The organism is Acinetobacter sp. YH12131 (assembly GCF_013418635.1).
Classification (GTDB): domain Bacteria; phylum Pseudomonadota; class Gammaproteobacteria; order Pseudomonadales; family Moraxellaceae; genus Acinetobacter; species Acinetobacter towneri.
Genome location: NZ_VPBQ01000007.1, coordinates 40,780 through 59,558 on the forward strand (window position 1 = coordinate 40,780; position 18,779 = coordinate 59,558).

17 protein-coding genes are annotated in these 18,779 nt (G+C 42.1%); 9 read left to right on the top strand and 8 right to left on the bottom strand.

The annotated features are described in order from the left end of the window. Nucleotides 1-45: 45 nt before the first annotated feature. Nucleotides 46-1,305 carry a hypothetical protein gene (locus FTU66_RS07010; protein ID WP_004974135.1) on the bottom strand — a complete coding sequence of 420 codons (1,260 nt, stop codon included), beginning with the start codon at nucleotides 1,303-1,305 and terminating at the stop codon, nucleotides 46-48. A 78-nt stretch (nucleotides 1,306-1,383) separates the two neighbouring features. Here FTU66_RS07010 and serB point away from each other — a divergent pair, with 78 nt between their 5' ends. The 3 genes from serB to FTU66_RS07025 all read left to right on the top strand — a co-directional run bounded on the left by serB (nucleotide 1,384) and on the right by FTU66_RS07025 (nucleotide 4,030). After that, a complete protein-coding gene (gene serB, locus FTU66_RS07015; RefSeq protein ID WP_004974136.1) occupies nucleotides 1,384-2,604 on the top strand; it encodes a phosphoserine phosphatase SerB in 1,221 nt (406 codons plus the stop codon). Nucleotides 2,605-3,005: 401 nt separating this feature from the next. Next, a complete protein-coding gene (aciT, locus tag FTU66_RS07020; RefSeq protein WP_004974137.1) occupies nucleotides 3,006-3,341 on the top strand; it encodes a ciprofloxacin tolerance protein AciT in 336 nt (111 codons plus the stop codon). A gap of 209 nt (nucleotides 3,342-3,550) precedes the next feature. Continuing rightward, nucleotides 3,551-4,030, top strand: a complete 480-nt coding sequence (locus FTU66_RS07025; RefSeq protein WP_180112533.1) for an SCP-2 sterol transfer family protein — start codon at nucleotides 3,551-3,553, stop codon at nucleotides 4,028-4,030. A gap of 62 nt (nucleotides 4,031-4,092) precedes the next feature. Here FTU66_RS07025 and dtd read toward each other — a convergent pair whose 3' ends face one another. Beyond that, nucleotides 4,093-4,533: a D-aminoacyl-tRNA deacylase gene (gene dtd, locus FTU66_RS07030; RefSeq protein WP_004974142.1), complete on the bottom strand. Its 441-nt coding sequence runs from the start codon at nucleotides 4,531-4,533 to the stop codon at nucleotides 4,093-4,095. 234 nt (nucleotides 4,534-4,767) lie between these two features. On the opposite strand from dtd, the gene pncB reads away from it, so the two are divergent. From pncB to FTU66_RS07055, 5 genes are all read left to right on the top strand, one after another. Further along, nucleotides 4,768-5,973, top strand: a complete 1,206-nt coding sequence (gene pncB, locus FTU66_RS07035; RefSeq protein ID WP_131261228.1) for a nicotinate phosphoribosyltransferase — start codon at nucleotides 4,768-4,770, stop codon at nucleotides 5,971-5,973. Between the two features lie 163 nt (nucleotides 5,974-6,136). Beyond that, entirely contained in the window at nucleotides 6,137-6,979 is an 843-nt protein-coding gene (locus FTU66_RS07040; protein WP_167846417.1) for a sulfurtransferase, read from the top strand. Further along, nucleotides 6,976-7,827 (top strand): archaetidylserine decarboxylase, encoded by an 852-nt coding sequence (gene asd, locus FTU66_RS07045; RefSeq protein ID WP_104852745.1) that lies wholly within the window; start codon nucleotides 6,976-6,978, stop codon nucleotides 7,825-7,827. The genes FTU66_RS07040 and asd overlap by 4 nt, the downstream gene beginning before the upstream one ends. Nucleotides 7,828-7,916: 89 nt before the next feature. Then, complete coding sequence (locus tag FTU66_RS07050) at nucleotides 7,917-8,843, top strand: LemA family protein (protein ID WP_158660398.1); 927 nt, start codon at nucleotides 7,917-7,919, stop codon at nucleotides 8,841-8,843. A gap of 152 nt (nucleotides 8,844-8,995) precedes the next feature. Then, entirely contained in the window at nucleotides 8,996-10,225 is a 1,230-nt protein-coding gene (locus FTU66_RS07055; RefSeq protein WP_180112534.1) for a transposase, read from the top strand. A gap of 44 nt (nucleotides 10,226-10,269) precedes the next feature. Here the strand turns inward: FTU66_RS07055 and phoR are convergent, their stop codons facing one another. The 3 genes from phoR to FTU66_RS07070 form a co-directional block, all read right to left on the bottom strand. Next, on the bottom strand, nucleotides 10,270-11,628 hold the full coding sequence (gene phoR / locus FTU66_RS07060; RefSeq protein ID WP_104852743.1) for a phosphate regulon sensor histidine kinase PhoR: 1,359 nt from the start codon (nucleotides 11,626-11,628) through the stop codon (nucleotides 10,270-10,272). Nucleotides 11,629-11,637: 9 nt separating this feature from the next. Beyond that, the gene (gene phoB, locus FTU66_RS07065) at nucleotides 11,638-12,348 is read right to left on the bottom strand and encodes a phosphate regulon transcriptional regulator PhoB (RefSeq protein WP_004974162.1); all 711 of its coding nucleotides are present in this window, start codon (nucleotides 12,346-12,348) and stop codon (nucleotides 11,638-11,640) included. A gap of 495 nt (nucleotides 12,349-12,843) precedes the next feature. Continuing rightward, complete coding sequence (locus tag FTU66_RS07070) at nucleotides 12,844-13,563, bottom strand: TetR/AcrR family transcriptional regulator (protein WP_004974164.1); 720 nt, start codon at nucleotides 13,561-13,563, stop codon at nucleotides 12,844-12,846. Between the two features lie 213 nt (nucleotides 13,564-13,776). Here FTU66_RS07070 and FTU66_RS07075 point away from each other — a divergent pair, with 213 nt between their 5' ends. Then, entirely contained in the window at nucleotides 13,777-14,616 is an 840-nt protein-coding gene (locus tag FTU66_RS07075) for an SDR family oxidoreductase (RefSeq protein ID WP_179990730.1), read from the top strand. Between the two features lie 26 nt (nucleotides 14,617-14,642). Here the strand turns inward: FTU66_RS07075 and FTU66_RS07080 are convergent, their stop codons facing one another. From FTU66_RS07080 to FTU66_RS07090, 3 genes are all read right to left on the bottom strand, one after another. Further along, complete coding sequence (locus tag FTU66_RS07080; RefSeq protein ID WP_096901501.1) at nucleotides 14,643-16,010, bottom strand: MATE family efflux transporter; 1,368 nt, start codon at nucleotides 16,008-16,010, stop codon at nucleotides 14,643-14,645. 114 nt (nucleotides 16,011-16,124) lie between these two features. Then, on the bottom strand, nucleotides 16,125-17,279 hold the full coding sequence (locus FTU66_RS07085; protein WP_180112535.1) for a methionine aminotransferase: 1,155 nt from the start codon (nucleotides 17,277-17,279) through the stop codon (nucleotides 16,125-16,127). A 157-nt stretch (nucleotides 17,280-17,436) separates the two neighbouring features. Next, a complete protein-coding gene (locus FTU66_RS07090) occupies nucleotides 17,437-18,765 on the bottom strand; it encodes a DUF445 domain-containing protein (protein WP_180112536.1) in 1,329 nt (442 codons plus the stop codon). Nucleotides 18,766-18,779 lie beyond the last annotated feature (14 nt).

Below are 18,779 nucleotides of genomic sequence, written 5' to 3' on the forward strand. Positions count from 1 at the left end.
TGCATACTCAGGTTTTTATGCTTTTAAGGCATCTCATGGATTATTTTAAGAAGCTCTTGAATGTTTGCCTTTTAGAATTTCAGTTCGCAGGCTTTGCGCCAACTCAGCCGATTGGCTGTCCATGCCATTAACCATAAAGGCATGGCGCATCAGCACATTGGTCGGATTTGGCATACTCACCAATTCATAATGCGTAGACAGTTCATCTAGTAATTCATTCGGTAAATGCACTGCATTTTCACGAGCAGATAATTGATGCACCAAACGCTCTGCTGCCTGCACTGCAGATAACTGCATGGCTTCGACTGCGGTTGATAAACCACTGCGAGTTTGCAACACAAAACGCTTTTCTTCACGATAACGCTTATACAGCACTTCAGACAATAACTGGAACACCGTGCCAATCATGGCCATACAGGCTGCTGCATTTGGTGTATTGGCTGCAATACTGAGTGTTGCGCCATCTTCATGGAATGGTTGTACTGTTTGAATGTCGGAACGGTTTAACTTGTAGTGTTGTACGCACAGTTCAATGCTTTTGTTCAGGAAAATCTGACATAAGCTAAAATAAGGCACAGACACACTTTGCGTGACCGTGTCTAATAATTGTTTCGGGTCATAAAACTGAATATTCAGCGCAATGTTGTTTTGCTCTTGGCTTTGCTCAATGGCTTTGTTTGCTTTAGGCGACATCACAGGTTTAGGCTGTTGCTGTGCCTGCGCAAGTGCCAAAGCCGTTTGATGTTTTTCTTGTTCAAGGGCTTGCGTCAATAATTGTAATTCGTGTTTAAGGCGAGATTCATTATTAATGCGTGCTAAATATTCACTACGACTTGGACGGGCAATCGCGCGATAAGCCAACCATAACAAGCCATGAACCAATAATGATAAAAGTGTCGCTAACCATTGGGTACGCAGAATTTCACCAATACTTGGCTGAATTAAGGTAATTTCAATGCTGCCGACTTTCTTTTCATTGATGATTGCATCGCGGACAAAGACTTCACCTTCACGGGTACGTGACTGTCCACCTGTCGCCAAGACCTGATTTTGCGCATCTAAAATACGAATAGAAGCAATGCTTGGATTGGTGGCATAACGATTCACCAATAATGCCAGTGATACTGTATTGGCAGGTTCCAGCTCAGAAAGGCTGTCTGTGACCAGTTGGCTGGTCATTAACTGCCCCTGATTGGCGCGGTTTTCATTTAATTGGTGTGTTGTTGCAAGCACCAATAAAAAGGTGTGAAAAGCAAAACTTACAATCAATAGGCTAGCAAATAGCCCTTGTCTAGGCGCATTCAAGGTAAAACTTCCAAGGCATTTATATTCAATTTAGATTATGATTCTCACAATAGTTGTAGCTCAGACCCGAGTCAATTCATGCGAGAAATCATTCTTATATCATTTTTAGGACCTGACCAACCTAATCAGTTTACTCGATTAATGCAGGTATTGTCCGCTCATTCCTTACAAATCTTAGATGTTGGCCAAGCTGTTATTCATAATCAACTGACTTTAGGTATTGTTGTTGCATCAGAAGACCAGACTGCAACTGCTTTAGCCATGAAGGAGATTCTGATTTTAGCACATGATATTGGCTTAACTGTGCGTTTTAAACCAATCTCTGCAACTGAATATGAGCAATGGGTCAAAGAAGGCGGTCGTACCCGTTATATCGTGACTGCACTGGCACCAGAGCTGAATGCCTCACATTTACAGGCGGTCACGCATATTGTATCTAGCCAAGGTTTTAACATTGAAACTGTAACCCGTTTGTCGGGTCGCCCACAGCTTAATGTAGCCGAAGATGAACCTAAACGTGCCTGTATTCAGTTTGGATTAAGTGGGCAAATGCTAGATGCAGTGGCTATGCGTGCTGCGTGTTTAAGCCTGTCGAATGAACTGAGTGTGGATGTCGCGGTACAAGAAGACAATGCCTACCGTCGTAACCGCCGTTTGGTATGTTTTGACATGGACTCGACGCTCATTGAACAAGAAGTGATTGATGAGTTGGCGATTGAGGCAGGTGTGGGCGATCAGGTGGCGGACATTACCGAACGTGCTATGCAGGGTGAACTGGATTTTCAGCAAAGTTTCCGCGCGCGTGTAGCATTACTCAAAGGTTTAGATGCTGCGGTGCTGCCTAAAATTGCAGAACGTCTGACCGTGACCGAAGGTGCTGAACGCCTGATTTCAACCCTGAAATCTTTGGGTTATCGCACCGCTATTTTGTCGGGCGGTTTCCAATATTTCGCAGAATATCTGCAGGAAAAATTGGGGATTGATGAAGTGCATGCCAACATTCTAGATGTGGAAAATGGCATGGTTACAGGCGAAGTAAAAGGTCACATTGTGGATGGTGCGCGTAAGGCATTATTGCTACGTGAACTGGCAGACAAAATGGGGATTTCTTTGGAACAAGCCATTGCGGTGGGTGATGGTGCGAACGACTTACCAATGCTTTCTATTGCAGGTTTAGGTGTGGCGTTCCGTGCTAAACCGTTGGTACGTCAAAACGCCAATCAAGCCATTTCAAGCGTGGGCTTAGATGGTGTGCTGTACTTATTGGGCGTGCATGACAAAGACTTGAACCGTGCCTAATATGACAATTCAATGAAAAAAACGCAGCAGTCATGCTGCGTTTTTTGTTTGTATAATCAGCAGATAACGATGAACGGTAAACAAAAACTGTCGATAAAAACCGCAACAGCATTGAATGAAAAAAATATTTTTTAAGGCAAAAAAATAAGGTGTTTTTTTGTAATGACACGCGAATAAAGAGCTAGCTTAGCTTCCCGAAAACTACAAAATTTAAAAAATGTAATGACAATATAATATTGCGACAAGGTGTGTCGCTTTATAAAAATACAAGTCTTTTTTTATCTAGAAAACGCAGCATAATGCAGACATAGAATTTAAATCGACATCCATTATTTATTTAAACGGTATTTGAAGTCGCAGACCAATTCAAAAAGAGGCTGCATCTTTAGACGGAGGTTTTTATGCTAACAGCGAATTTAGCGACCATTGTAGGCTTAAGCCTCGTCGCAGCTGCGTTGATTGCTGTTTTCTTTTCGCCTTATCGTCGCTGGTTAAACTTTATGTTGGCAGGTATGGTGTTTTGGGGTTTATTGGAAGTGGTGCGCTACAGTGTGCAAAGCGTATTTGAACTGCCAATTACCTACAGTTACTTGTCGGCAATTTTCTTGGCGATGACTTTGGTGACTTTATTATTATTACGAGAAGACCGTCGGGCAGAGCGTGCTTTGGCAAAACGTCGCTATATCGAACATACCCCAGTCTATGAAGACGATCAGCAGCAGTGCTCAAGCCGCTAAATCGTACAGACTAAATTCAAAAACTTTAAAAAGATGCAACTGGTTTGCATCTTTTTTGCTTTATCTGTACGGCAGTTTGCGCCATCCAAACAGCGACAAAATTTTAACACCCTCCTAAAGATTGTTATACAAAGCCTTGCAGCAAAAAGCGGGAGTTGTGATAGGATGAGTCTGTTCATTATCCAACAATTACAATAGGCTTCACTGTCATGAAACTTTCTGCAATTCCTGTGGTCAAACTTCCTTTGGTTAATGTCAGCACCGATCCACTTGACCTTCTCGTGGCAGGTTTGGCATTGCGTATGAAACAACTGGCACGTACCAGTCCAAAATTTATTGAGTTGGTGCATGAACGCCAGTTCCGTATTCAAATTGGCACAGACTTGGGTATGGCGCGTCAAATTATTGTCAACAATGGACATATTGACACTGTGGCAGGCGATGCAGAAAAAGCCGATTTTATTTTGCAGTTTGCAGACAGCGAGCAAGGCGTAAAAACCTTAATGAAAGGTGATCCAACTGCATTTATGACAGGCATGCAAAATGGCAGCATTAAAATGGAAGGTGATTTTGGCTTATTGGTGTGGTTTAACCAAGCAGCGAAATTGATTCCACCTAAACTACCAAAACCTGTAAAAGAAAAAATTAAAATGGCACGCCAGTTTATTAAACAAAAAACGGGTAAATAAGCTGCTCAGACCCAAACAAAAACCTCTGATCAATTTTTGACAGAGGTTTTTTTATATGTGATTTACTCGACTTCCAAACAAAAAGTCACAGGCCCGTCATTTACCAAATGCACTTTCATATCGGCAGAGAAAATACCTGTTTCCACCCTGTCAAACTGACTTTTGGCATAGTCCACCAATTGTTCATACAGCGCTTTGGCATCGTTTGGGGGCATCGCAGGGCCAAAATCAGGACGTAAACCTTTTTGAGTCTGTGCCATGAGGGTAAATTGTGAAACCAATAACACACTGCCATTGGCCTGACTGACATTCCAACCCATTTTGCCTTGTTCATCATCAAAAAAACGATATTTTAAAATTTTATCAATCAGCTTTTTGCCTTTCTCAAAATTATCGTCTTTGCCTAAGCCCAAAAATACCAAAATACCCTGTTGAATCTCGCCAGTGATTTCACCATCGACCACGACTTTGGCTTCAAGAACTCGTTGTAATAATGCGCGCATGGGGGACTAATTTTCTCAGTGTGGGGGATGGCTGCAGATTGTAGCAAACTTAGGCACTTTGGCGTGCATTAACATCAATCACGAAAGCATCACAACGGTAGCTGCCCGCAGAGAGGTAAAATATCTTGGGAAGGCTACACTTCAGCAAAGTTGTAACAAGATTGTCGATAAAAGCCCTTTTTTGCTGAATAAAGTATGCTTTAATGCAAGAAGTACCGCGAAATGATGATCCCTATGACCCCCATTATTCAATCTCTGCTCGATACTGATTTATATAAATTCACCATGTTACAGGTGGTGCTGCATAAATTTCCGCAAACGCACAGTGTGTATCAATTCCGCTGCCGTAATCTTGAAGATACCGCGTATCCACTGAGCGATATTTTAGCTGAGTTGAATGCGCAGCTTGATCATTTGTGTCAGTTGAAATTTAAAGAAGATGAATTGCAGTATTTGCGTAATTTACGCTTTATTAAAAGTGACTTTGTCGATTATTTAGAATTATTTCAGCTCAAGCGTCGTTTTATTCACGCCAGTATTGATGCGCAAGGTCGTTTGGATATTCGGGTAGAAGGCCCGATGGTACAGGCCATGATGTTCGAGATTTTTGTCCTGGCAATTGTCAATGAACTGTATTTTCAGCGCATCCGTAATGATGAGGTTTGGGCAGAAGGTGAGCGCCGTTTACAGCAAAAAATTGCCCTGATTCAAAGTTACCAACAGCAGCAACTGCCTGAAGATCCACCATTTTTGGTTTCAGATTTTGGTACGCGCCGCCGTTATAGTTTTGCATGGCAAAAGCACGTGATTGCGGCTTTTCATCAAGCTGTACCTGAAGTGTTTCGTGGTACTAGTAATGTACTGTTGGCTAAAGAATTAGGCATTACCCCAATTGGGACAATGGCACATGAGTTTTTACAGGCATTTCAGGCGCTAGATGTACGTTTACGTGACTTCCAAAAAGCCGCACTAGAAACTTGGGTGCAAGAATATCGGGGTGATTTAGGCATTGCCTTGACTGATGTGGTCGGGATGGATGCTTTCCTGCGTGACTTTGATTTGTATTTTGCCAAGTTATTTGATGGCTTGCGACATGACAGTGGCGACCCGTATGTGTGGGGCGATAAAGCTTATGCACATTATAAAAAGCTAAAAATTGACAGTAAAACTAAAATGCTGACCTTCAGTGATGGCTTAAATGTCGAAAAAGCATGGGCCTTGCATCAGTATTTTAAAGACCGTTTTCAGGTTAGTTTTGGGATTGGTACCAACTTAACCAATGATATGGGGCAAACTGCGCTAAATATTGTGTTGAAATTGGTGGAATGTAATGGTCAGTCGGTGGCGAAATTGTCCGATAGTCCGGGTAAAACCATGACCGATAATGACACCTTCTTGGCATATTTACGCCAAGTTTTTGAAATACAAACGCCTGTTTAAAACCTGAGCACATTGAAAAAACCGAAGAAAATCTTCGGTTTTTTTCTAGATTAAAGCATGTGATTGTTAAAATTCTGCGAAAGTTATGAAAAAAACAGCATGCTATCAAAAATGACCTATACTAAGTTAAAGTTGATTGCCAAACAGACTGAACCGCATAAAAATGAGCACTTCTCCATTCAATTTTGGACTGCTGATTGAAGCAGAAGATTTAGTTCCCTTTTTAGGGCATGAAAAATTGCGCATTGTCGATTTGAGCCGCAATTCGGTGTACGAGCAATTGCATCTTCCGCATGCTTTACAGGTCAAACCGAGCATGTTGCTACGTCAGGATGAAGATACATCGGGTTTATTGCCTGAACCCGAGGCTTTACAAGACTTGATTCAGTATTTGAGTATTTCCCCTGAGCATCATGTGGTCGCCTATGACGATGAAGGTGGCGCATGGGCAGGGCGTCTGATTTGGAATTTACACTGTTTAGGCTTTGAAAATACCAGTTTACTAAATGGTGGGATTCACGCCTGGTTGGCAGCAGGTTTTCCAACTACTTCTGAGGTTGAACCGCTAACACCCGTCAGCATGCTTGTTCCTGTTGCCGAGCAAAATCAGTATCGAATTCAATATGATGAGCTATTAGAAAAGTGCCAAAACCAGTCGGTGCAACTTTGGGATTGCCGCACCATAGATGAATATACAGGGCTGCGTTTGGCTGCACGACGCGGCGGTCACATTCCTGGGGCATTGCATTTTGAATGGAGTACTGCCCTTAATCGTGAAAATCATTTAAAATTGCATCCCTTAGAACGCACACGACAGCGTCTGGAACAACTCGGATTCAATTTAAACGAACCTGTAGTGGTGTATTGTCAGTCACATCACCGTTCAGGTTTGGCCTACATTTTAGGGCGTTTATTGGGTTGGAAAATTCAGGCCTATGATGGTGCGTGGAGTGAATGGGGCAACCGCCCTGACAGTCCTGTTATTACTGGAGAGTTGCCGTCTTGAGCCTCACATCACGTTTAAAAAAACAAATTTTCATTCAGGCACAACGCGTTGTGCCACAACATCAATTATCACGTGTTGTGGGTAAACTTGCAGCCAGTGAGCATCCTGTGCTCAAAAATGCGGTGATCACTGCATTCAAGGCGCAATACGGCATTGATATGTCTTTGGCAGAACAAAGCAATGCCTTGAAATATAAATCTTTTAATGAATTTTTTACCCGTTCTTTAAAGCAGGGTGTGCGGGAAATTGACAGCAATCCGAACAGCATTGTATCGCCTGCAGATGGGGCGATTTCACAGTTGGGTAAAATTGAAGATGGGGCAATTTTTCAGGCCAAAGGTCAGCAATTTACTGTTGAAAACTTAATTGCCGACCCGCAATTGGCTGAACCATTTAAAAATGGTCAATTTGCAACCGTGTATTTATCTCCGCGCGATTATCACCGTGTACACATGCCTTTTGCAGGCACACTCACCGAAACTTTATATGTGCCAGGTGAGTTGTTTTCTGTCAATCAAACCACAGCCGAAAATATTCCGGGTTTATTTGCCCGCAATGAGCGCATGGTGTGTTTGTTTGATACCGAACTGGGGCGTATGGCAGTTGTTTTAGTGGGTGCCATGATTGTAGCGGGCATTGAAACCGTGGCGACAGGCAAGGTCAAACCATCGGGGCGTTTGGAACTGAATCAACACCAATTATTCCTTGAAAAAGGTGCAGAATTAGGACGTTTTTATTTGGGTTCAACCGCGATTGTTTTGTTTGAAGAAAATAAAATGCAGTGGGATGCCGAATTCAAAGCCAACTCTGTGGTGGAAATGGGGAAAAAGTTAGGCTTTTTACTTTAATTTTCAATTTATAACGTTACAATTATCCCTCAATATTAAATATCTGCCTATTTTGTAGGCAGATGCATTATAAAGTGAGGGTTTTATTTATGTGGTTATGGATTTTACTTGCCTTAATTGCAGCGATTATTTATTTGGTTCTTACTTCTTATAATTCGCTGCAGCGTAAGGCGCATGATATTAAAGAGTCTTTATCCAATATTTCTGTCTCAATTAGTAAAAAAGTTAATTTAATTAATCAGCTTATGGATGTTGTTCGAGGTTATCAAGAAAGTGAGCAATTGACACATTTAACAGTAGTTAAAGAAACAGGAATGAATGCTATCTATTCTAGTTATCAAGATAGTAATATGATGTTAACGAACTTACAGGGTATGGCTGAGAGATACCCTGATTTAAAGGCAGACCAACAATACCATCGCTTAATTACAAATATTGAGCAATGTGAGCATGAAATTTCTCAATGGCGCAATGAATATAATGCTCGCGTGAAAGCTTATAACTCACATCGTTCATCTATCCCTACGATTTTTGTTGCTAACGGGATGGGTTTTTCTGAAGCACCATATCTTGATTTAACAATAGAAAATGCAGAACAAACTATTTTAAAAGATTTTAAAATGGATGATGGAGAGCGTTTGAATGCTTTATTTAAATCAGCAAAAGATAATATTGTAGATGGTTCTAAAGCCTTAGCCTCAACCTCTAAAGTTGTATTGGATAAAGCAGCAGATACAAGCAAAAAAATTGCGTCTAGTGAACAAGTACAAGGAATTGTAGATAAAGCAAATGTTTATATGGGGAAGCCAAGTACAACTAAATTCTTCTATTTATTATCTGATTCGACACCAAAAGGTCCTGTAAAAATAGAAGAAATTATTATGTTGGCTGAAGATCCAAATTGGGTTGAACAAGTCCGTTTATCAGAAGTCGGGACAGAACAGTGGATGAGCTTTGAAGAATGGACTACGCTTCATACACAACCAACACTGCAATTACAACAACGTGATATTTAACTTAAATAGACTCTCCCTTCTATTATAAGAGCATAGGTATCTACACAATTTCCATGTTTTGCGTTAAATTGAAGAGCATGCTCTTCAATTTTAACATCTCTCGCTTAGATCAGCGCCTTGTCAAACGTTACAACAACCTTGTTCAGTTCAATATGAATCCTCTTGCTTCACTTGCCCCTGCAATCAAAGATATTGCCTCTGCTCAAAAAAATAGTTTCGCAACGACGCAAGCTGTATGGCGGTTTTTAAATAATGATAAAATTTCATTTAAACAATTAAATGAACCTATTCAACAGCTTGCTTGTGATCAGATTAAGACATCGCTGCATCGCTATGCTTTAGTTATTCATGATTGGTCACAAATCCAATATGTGACACATCGTAATAAAACTCAAAAACTCCAAAGGACACATCAGTACGACTCAGGCTATGAATTACAAACGAGCTTACTTGTTGATGCTGCTTCTGGACTTCCTGTTGCTCCATTAGCTCAAACCCTTTCTAGTGCTTCAGGTTGCTATTCGACATTTAATGAGCAACAGACCGAACGTAAAACTCATTTAGACTCCCTTTCTGAACAAATACAAAAAGTTGAACAGTTTCCTCTTGAGAAAACCTGCGTACATATTATTGATCGTGAAGGAGATTCCATTGCTCATCTCAGGGAATTAAGCAGTCATGGTTTTCAATGGCTTATTCGAGCAAAGGAAGGCAATCGGATTGAGCATCAGGGTGAAATATGTAAAGTTGGAGAAGTTGCTGAACGTATCGAAATACAGCAAGTGAAACCCATTTCTTACAAGGGTAATCAACATATGCTTTATGTTGGAGAAACCAATGTTCGGCTTACCCGTGCTGCAAAATCAAATAAAAAAGATTCTTTAGGTCAAAGAGTTGCTCCTCAGAAAGGTGCTGCAATTGAGGCTAGACTGATTATTGCGGTGGTTAAAGATATTAATGAAAAGACAGTTGCAAGATGGTCATTGATCAGCAATGTATCAACCGAGATTACCGCAGTGGAATTGACAACTTGGTATTACTGGCGTTGGTCAATCGAATGTTATTTCAAACTTCTCAAGCAAGCAGGTCATGATATTGAGTCATGGCTTCAGACTACCCCAGAAGCGATTTTAAGGCGTTTGCTGATCAGTTGTATGGCTTGTGTGTTGACGTGGAGAGTGCAGCGTTGTACAGATGAGCAAAATCAGAAAGTCCGTGCATTTTTGACTAGGCTTTCAGGTAGACAGCAGAAAAGAGGCAAGATAGAGAGTGCGCCTGCCATATTGGCAGGACTCTCGATTTTACTAAATACTCTTCAACTGCTCTCAGAATATTCAATAGATGAACTGAATGAAATCGCAACCATTGCACTAGGTACCTAAAGATGTGTAGATACCTATGATTATAAGAGGGGAGAGTTTTCCTATTAAATCTCGTAATACAAACGCTCTTTCGGGAACACAGCTTTGAATATAGAGCCTTGATTTTCTTTAGATTCGACTTCTAAGTGTGCATTATGCTGCATCAAAACGTGCTTCACAATTGCTAAACCTAAACCTGTGCCGCCTGTTTGTCTGCTACGCGCGCTGTCTACACGATAAAAGCGTTCAGTTAAGCGTGGTAAGTGTTTCGGATCAATCCCGATGCCAGTATCTTCTACAGTAAAATAGCCTTGATTGCCATTATCATGCCAGCCAATGGTAATCGTCCCGCCTTTTGGGGTGTATTTAATTGCATTGGTGATTAGGTTGCTAAAGGCGCTGGCCAATTCTACATCTGAACCAATCAGATCATAATGACTGTCAATATTTAAGTTGAGTGTATGTCCATAATCGACGTTATAGGCATGTGCATCGTCAAATAATTGATTCATTAAACTTGGCATTTCAATGATTTGATTTTTGGCGATGGTTTTTTCATTTTCCAGACGTGACAGCAGCAGAAGGTCATTCACTAAAGCATTCATGCGTCGGGTTTGTGACTGCATTTGCTCAAAAGCACGTTTCCAACGCGGGTTAATATCATCCTGATCGGTAAAGGTTTCGATATAACCACTCAGCACCGTTAGCGGAGTGCGTAATTCGTGTGAAATATTATCGACAAAGTCTTTACGCATTTGTTCTAGGTTATGCATACGCGTCATGTCGTAAGCAAATAACAAACGGCTATCGCCACCAAACTGAGTCATTTTGACTTGCACATATTGCCCTTCATGCACGCTAGATTTCATTTTTAAACCGTCAGGTGCTTGATCAATATGATTAAAATATTCAATAAAACTAGGTTGGCGCAAAATAGTGAGGATGTTGCGTCCACGGTCTAAAGGCTGAATACCCAATAGCTTTTCAGCAGCAGGGTTCCACCATTCAATTTGATGATTTTCATCAATCAGCATCACGGCTTCATCCAACGCCACCAATGAAGACTGGGCGCGATCAATCAACCCGACCATTTCGGCCTGAACGATACGTTCCTGACGTTGTGAGCGATAAACATTGAACAGTAATGCACCCCAAATACCATGCAGATTTGGCGGCACATCATAAGGACGATTGGAAATCCAATCATTAACTAAATAGAGGGAGCGCATTTGCTGAAGAAAAAACAGCAAAAAGGCGAGGCTAATACAAATCCAAAAATACCCAATCCCAAAACCAATCAAGCTTGCAATAATTAGGAAAAAGGCCAATAAACGAAAATCTTGTTTGGCAAAAGTCCATAAACTGCTGTAACGAACTTGTTTGAGGTCACGGGCGAGTTCAGGGACTGGGTAAGGTTCGTACATAAAATAATTTTAGCCTAAAGCAACATCCGCACGTGTCGAGAAGCGATAGCCTGTACCACGTACCGTTTGTACAAAACGGTCTACGCCATACGGTTCTAAAACTTTACGTAAACGACGAATATGCACATCAATAGTTCGGTCTTCAATATATACATTGCCGCCCCAGACTTGGTCAAGCAATTGCGCTCGGGTGTAAGCGCGCTCTGGGTGCGTCATAAAGAACGCCAATAGACGATATTCGGTTGGGCCCATTTCTAAAATATTGTCACCAAAACTGACACGCTGGCTGACTGGGTCCAAAATTAAACCGTTGGCATCAATAGTTTTTTCACCGCTTAAGGCATTGGCACGACGTAAGACCGCTTTAATACGTGACACCAGTTCACGGGTCGAGAACGGCTTAGTCATGTAGTCGTCCGCGCCAGCATCTAAACCTTGAACTTTGTGATCTTCTTCGCCACGTGCAGTGAGCATAATCACAGGAATTTCAGCAAGGTTGTCATCGCGTTTTAGGCGACGGCACAAGTCTACACCGCTGACACCGCCTGGCATCATCCAATCAAGCAAGATAAGCGCTGGACGTTGATCGACAATCATCTGATGAGCTTGTTTTGCATCTTCTGCTTGTAAGCACTGAAAGCCTGCCATATCTAAAGAGGTATGGATCATCTCCCGAATTGGAAGTTCGTCATCGACGATTAAAATGTAGTCATCTTTCACAACGCAATATCCTATAGATGTTAACGGTGGACCGTTTTATTTATGACAGGCTTATTACAAAGATTAATTATGACAGTATCATTGCAGAAAGGGTTGAATGGGCTATTTTTGCAATAATTTGTGACAAAATAGTGTCGATTTGATGAAAAAACTGAACAGATTCAGTCAAAGTAAATAGGGTCTGCTGACACTTCGTCTATGTTTGCGACGTGAGAGATATATCTCGCAAGATTTTTTAGCTGATATAAGGCATGAGGCAGGAAATTTAGTTATTCTAAGTGACTGACTCATAACGCAATAGCGGCAAAAAAATATGCTCGTTCCGAAGGACTGTAGCTAAAACTTTCTCAGATTGCGTTATGAAACTTGGTAATAGACCCACTATTCCCTGCGTTTCATGCCTGATCTGCTCAGTTTTAGCCTACAGCGCAAGCCATTTATGAAATGTCAGCAGACCCCTCTGAATTTGAAAAATATTATGAATATTTTTCGATTTTATGACAATGTCGAAGAATCTTTCACAAAAGCTTGCTCTTTTTCCGAAAAGGTCTGTAATAACGATAAAAATACAATACGGCAAGAAGACAAGACATCTTCCATGGATTGTTTGAAATCGCTCATCACCCAGCGAATCGCAATTTGGGTGACATAACCATTTAAGCCTGTCGCTACCAGTGAAATTTCTCGGTTGGGGCGGTCTAAATGCGGCATCATCAGCATGACAAAGGCCTGAATCATGCGGTCAAAACGCGACATAGTTTCGTGAATGGTGGCTTGGTTATGTAGTTCTTGCACCAGCATGGCATCAATATAAATAATACGTGCCATTTGCGGGTTATTTTTTAGCGTGGTCAGTAAAGCAGTCAGTCCTGCATCAATCATTTTTTTAGGATCAGCCGAGGCTTGCATAATGGCTTGCATGACATTTTGCTGTAATTCATCAATCAATTTTAAAAAAATGGTCTGAAACAGTTCTTCGCTTTTTTTAAAGGATTCGTAGAAATAGCGCTCGGTTAGTTTGGCTTCGGTACAAATATCTTTTACGGTCACGGCAAAAAAACCATGCGTGCCATAGGCTTGAATACCTGCCTCAATCAGTTTTTCACGACGCGCCTGTTTGCGCTCAGTTAAAGACAAGCCTTTAAACTGACGTTCTTTTTGTTGTTTCTGGGTGGTTTTTTCTGTTTCTGCAGTCACGGGCAGTTGTTCTGTCATGTTCAGTTAAGCCAAATAAGAACCGTAATTAGGCTTTATACTAGCAATAATTATCTGTTAAACCTATGTTTTCAGATTCATTTGCGATATTCGTACTGGCTTATATTGACAATACTTATTGTCAAAATTATATTTAAACCACAGCGCATCGCACAGCCCTACAAAACAACAAGCAGGTCTGAACTGTGCACGCCACATACTCAAGGAAATCACATGAAAAATTTTAAAAATAAAGTTGCCGCAATTACAGGCGCAGGCTCGGGTATTGGGCAGCAATTGGCTGTTCTATTGGCGAAGCAAGGCTGTCATTTATCGCTCAGTGATGTGAATGAACAAGGTTTGGCGCAAACAGTGGATTTGCTCAAAGACAGTAATGTGCGCGTGACCATTAAAAAGGTGGATGTTTCTAAATTAGAACAAATGCGCGAATGGGCAGCTGAAACTGTGCGAGACCACGGCTCGGTCAATATGATTTTTAATAATGCAGGCGTGGCGTTGGGTTCTACCGTAGAAGGTGCAAGTTACGAAGAGTTGGAGTGGATTGTTGGTATTAATTTCTGGGGTGTGGTCTATGGCACCAAAGAATTTTTGCCTTTAATCAAACAAACGGGAGATGGTCATATCATTAACATTTCCAGTTTATTTGGTTTAACTGCACAGCCAACGCAGTCGGCTTATAACGCAACCAAATTTGCGGTGCGCGGTTTTACCGAGTCTTTGCGTCAGGAATTGGATTTGGAAAATTGTGGTGTGAGTGCGTTGAGCGTGCATCCAGGCGGGATTCGTACCAATATTGCCAACAATGCTAAAATGAACGACAGCATGCGCACTTTGGGCATGAATCCTGAAAAATCGGCACGTGCTTTTAATAAATTATTGCGTTGCCCGCCTGAAGAAGCGGCGCGCCAAATTTTAGGAGCGGTACAAAAAGACAAGCGCCGTTTATTGATTGGTAATGATGCCAAAACTTTGGATTTAATCCAGCGTATTGTTCCAACGGGTTATCAGAAAGTTACCGCATGGGCGACTAAGTTGGGCAAGAAACGCGGTTAATCTAACTTACAAATATAACAGACCATTCAGACCAAAACCTGAATGGTTTTTTTCTTCCAGACAAATTGATAATACGCACCTTGACCGATGCACAGACTCACAAATGCCAAGGCATAGGCATACCAAATTCCTTGCAAACCCCACCACTGACTGAAGAAATAAGCACACGGTACTTCAATTAAAACAATCGCTAAAATATTGATGATCATTGGAACATTGACCGTGCCACTGGCGCGCATAATGGAGGCAAAAATTGCACTGGCACCAAAAAATAAAATGGCCCATAACACAATAAATAAGAGCTGCTGACCCAGTACCACCACCGCAGGATCGGTAATAAACAACGCCATCAGATATTTAGAAAATAAATAACCCAAGGTGACTAAAATACCTGTAATCAGCAAATTCATGCCTAAGGCTGTACGGGTCACTTTAGCCAGTAATTCGGCTTTGCCTGCACCAATGGCTTGTGCAGCAAAAATTGAAGCGGCAATTGCAATAGATAGCGCAGGAAATTGAATATAGTTCAACACCTGATTAACTGCGCCATAGGCGGCAGTGGCCTCAGCACCATGCCGATTGACCAAACCGACAATCACCAAACCTGCCATAGAGGTAGTGACCATTTGTAAGCCTGTGGGAATCCCTAAGCGTAAAATCACCTTGCTTAAATTGGGTTGATGCCGAATTTGACGTAGTAGATGCACATCCATTTTTAAGGGATGATTCTTTTTATTCAGGTAAATCACCAAAAAAATTAAAACAGCCAGATAGCCCAGAATGGTGGCAATTGCAGGGGCAATAATGCCCAAGCGAGGAAAGCCAAAATAACCTGCAATCAGGATGGGGGTAATCACCAATCCCATTAAACTAGTCAAACTCAGGGCAATGAGTGGCGTAAGGCTATCGCCCACTCCACGTAAAATAGAGGTATAAATAATATAAACAAACAGCAGTGGGCTGCCTGCCAACATCCATTGCACATACGGCAGGGATAGATGCATTACTTTAGGGTCTGTGCCTAATAATATTAAAATTTGTTCGGCAAAAATCACCCCCAAACAGGCAATGAAACTGCCGCCAATTAGGGTCATAAATAAAGTCGAACCGACAATACAACGCACTTTTTCGACATTTTGTGCGCCCCACGCTTGCCCGACCAACACGGTCGATCCTGCCGAAAGCCCAATCACAAAGGCCATCAGGCAAAAAATAATGGGAAAAAATACCGACACCGCAGCAATGGCTTCCACACCGAGCATTTGCCCGACAAAAATCGTATTAATGGTGCCCGAAAGATTTTGCAAAATATTGGTGGCAATCAGTGGCAATAGAAACACCAAAAAGGTTTTCCAAAGCTGAGGGTGATCGACCAGTGCCTGAGGTCTTGCCATGCCAAATCCTGCGCTTCAATATGCGGTTGTTTGAAATTTCACCCTAGCATGATTTGGTCATAAAAAGCCTTAGCTTTTCAGTAACTCAGTGACATTTCAGTGGAGCTTCATCGCTTAAATTGCCGATAAAATTTCACCTGCACGCAACAGGGTTTCGGTTTTTTTAGCAAAGCAGAAACGGATTAAACGTAAATCATCGGGTGGGGTTTGATAAAATGCAGACACAGGAATACCGACAATGCCGTGCTGCTCGGCTAGAAAATGGCACATATCGACAGCATTTAAGCCGGGACGGATATTGCTGTAATCTAAATTTTGAAAATAAGTGCCTTGTGCAGGGCTGAATTGAAAGCGTGAATTGGCAATGCCTTGATTAAACAAATCACGTTTGTCCTGATAAAACTTTGCCAGTTCTGCAATATGTTCAGGGTGCTGCTGCATATAATTTGCCAAAGCCACTTGCACAGCGCTAACTCCGCAGAAATTAATAAATTGATAGGCTTGGCGAAAGAGCTGCATTAAGGCAGGTGCAGCCGCACAGTAGCCTGTTTTCCAGCCTGTGACATGAAAAGTTTTACCAAAGGAACCCACGACAAAACTGCGTTCCCTAAGCTCAGGAAAAGACAGTGCAGAGCGGTGTTGATGCGCATCAAAGACCAAATGTTCATAGACTTCATCGGACAGCACCACAATATTATGTTCCTGAATAACATCAATTAAATGCTGCCAATCTTGCGCTGACCATACTGTGCCTGTGGGGTTATGTGGTGTGTTGATGATGATCATGCGGGTTTTGGCATGAATCGCATCTTTGACCATATTCCAGTCCACCTGAAAATGTGGAGCCTGCAGCGGAATATGAACGGCTTTTGCACCCAACAATTTTACACAGGGTGCATAACTGTCATAACTTGGATCAAAAATAATGACTTCATCGCCTGCCTGCAGCACGGTTTGCATGATGCTAAAAATAGCCAGTGTTGCCCCTGGGGTGATGGTAATTTCACTGATCGGGTCAAGCATTAGCTGATCACGCTGTAAAAATTGCTGTGCCAGTTGTTCGCGTAGTGGCAAGTAACCATTGCCCGAAGGATATTGATTGAAGCCTGCGTGTGTGGCTTGGCTTAAAGCATCCAGTAATGCTGCAGGTGGGGGAAAGTCGGGAAAACCCTGTGATAAATTTAAGGCATTTAGTTGTTGTGCCAAGTTAGACATGGTACTAAAAATACTCAGACCTTGAGCAGGCAGTTTCGCGTGAATATCGAGCATAGAGAGTTCTGGTTATGGCAGCAGCTTGTTTTACATCGTAGCGTTTTCAGGAGTGAATGCAAATGGGGTAAAGGGTGATGATGTGGCTTGAATAGATCGTTCGAGGCGTTATTTTTGATTGAACACCTCAAGATCGACTTATCAAAAAAATTTCATCTCAAATCAACTCCACCAATGCCCGAATAATCCCCAATCCCAGACCAATAAATGCACCTACCACTACACCATTGACCCGAATCATGTGTAAATCACCACCGACTTCGTTTTCAATTTTGCCAATCATTTCGCGCGAGTCCCATTCATGAATGCGCTCACTAATAAAGCGAATCACTTTTTCACTATATTGATCTGACAAGTTCACCGCAATCGTACTCATTTTTTCATTCAGTAATTGACGTACTGCGGTATTGGCAATGATATTTTCACCGACTTGCTGAATGGCAATACGCAGGTTTTGCGCAATTCCCGAATCAGATTTTTGTAAATCTTCCTTAATCGCATTGCAGAGAATCACCACTGCACCACTGATAAAATTCAAGACTTGTGGACTGTCTAATAGGGCATTTTTAGTGTCATTTAGACGTAGACTGGCACTGCTGTTGTTATCTGCCAGTTGTAACATCAGTTGTTGCCCAGCCTCTTCAATTTTTTGTCGCCAAGGGTGTTCAGGGTCTGCCAACATAGATTCGACCCGTTGCAGTAAAGAATCTATGGTGCGTTGCTGCACATCAATTCCAATCCAGCTCGCACCTTTGGCCAGTTTCCACACGCCAAGCTCTTTAAACAATTGACGGGTCAATTCACGGCTTTTTTCAGGATGTTTCAGCATCCAGTCATGGGCAAGGTCTAAACCGCGTTGCAGCACATCCTGATGAAAGTCATTTTCCAAAACCGCACGCAGCATTTCACTGGCCAAGTGGTTGACCTGAGTATTGCGAACCCATTGCACACTGTTGCTTTGAATAAAGCGCCCAATTTGTTCTTGCCCGACAAATTCAAAAATTTTCGGTACAGTTTGCTGAATGACTTGGGTCACTTGCGCATTATTTTGCGGATTCGCCAACCATTTACCCACGGCTAAGGATAAGTCAGTGCTATGCAGGCTTTTTTGTACCACTTGGGGCGATAAAAAGTTTTCCTGCACAAAGCGCCCCATCGACTCGGCAATACGGTCTTTGTTGCGTGGAATAATTTCGGTGTGATCACGCAAGAATTTAGGAATTGGCATTTTGCCAAAAGGATTGCGAAACAGTACCGTAATCGCATACCAGTCTGCCAGACCACCGACCACGCCTGCTTCGGCAGACAGCATTAGTATGTGAATCAACCACGTATATTCAGGCAGTAATTTTGCGGTCAGCATTAATGCCAGCCATGCCACCACGGCAATCACTAAAGCAATGGTGGCAAAGCGTTTACTGCGTTGCAGACTCGGAGAGGTATGCTGCGAGCTGCTCGCTAAAGTGTGGTCAGACGCTGTATTCATGCAGGCATCCTTAT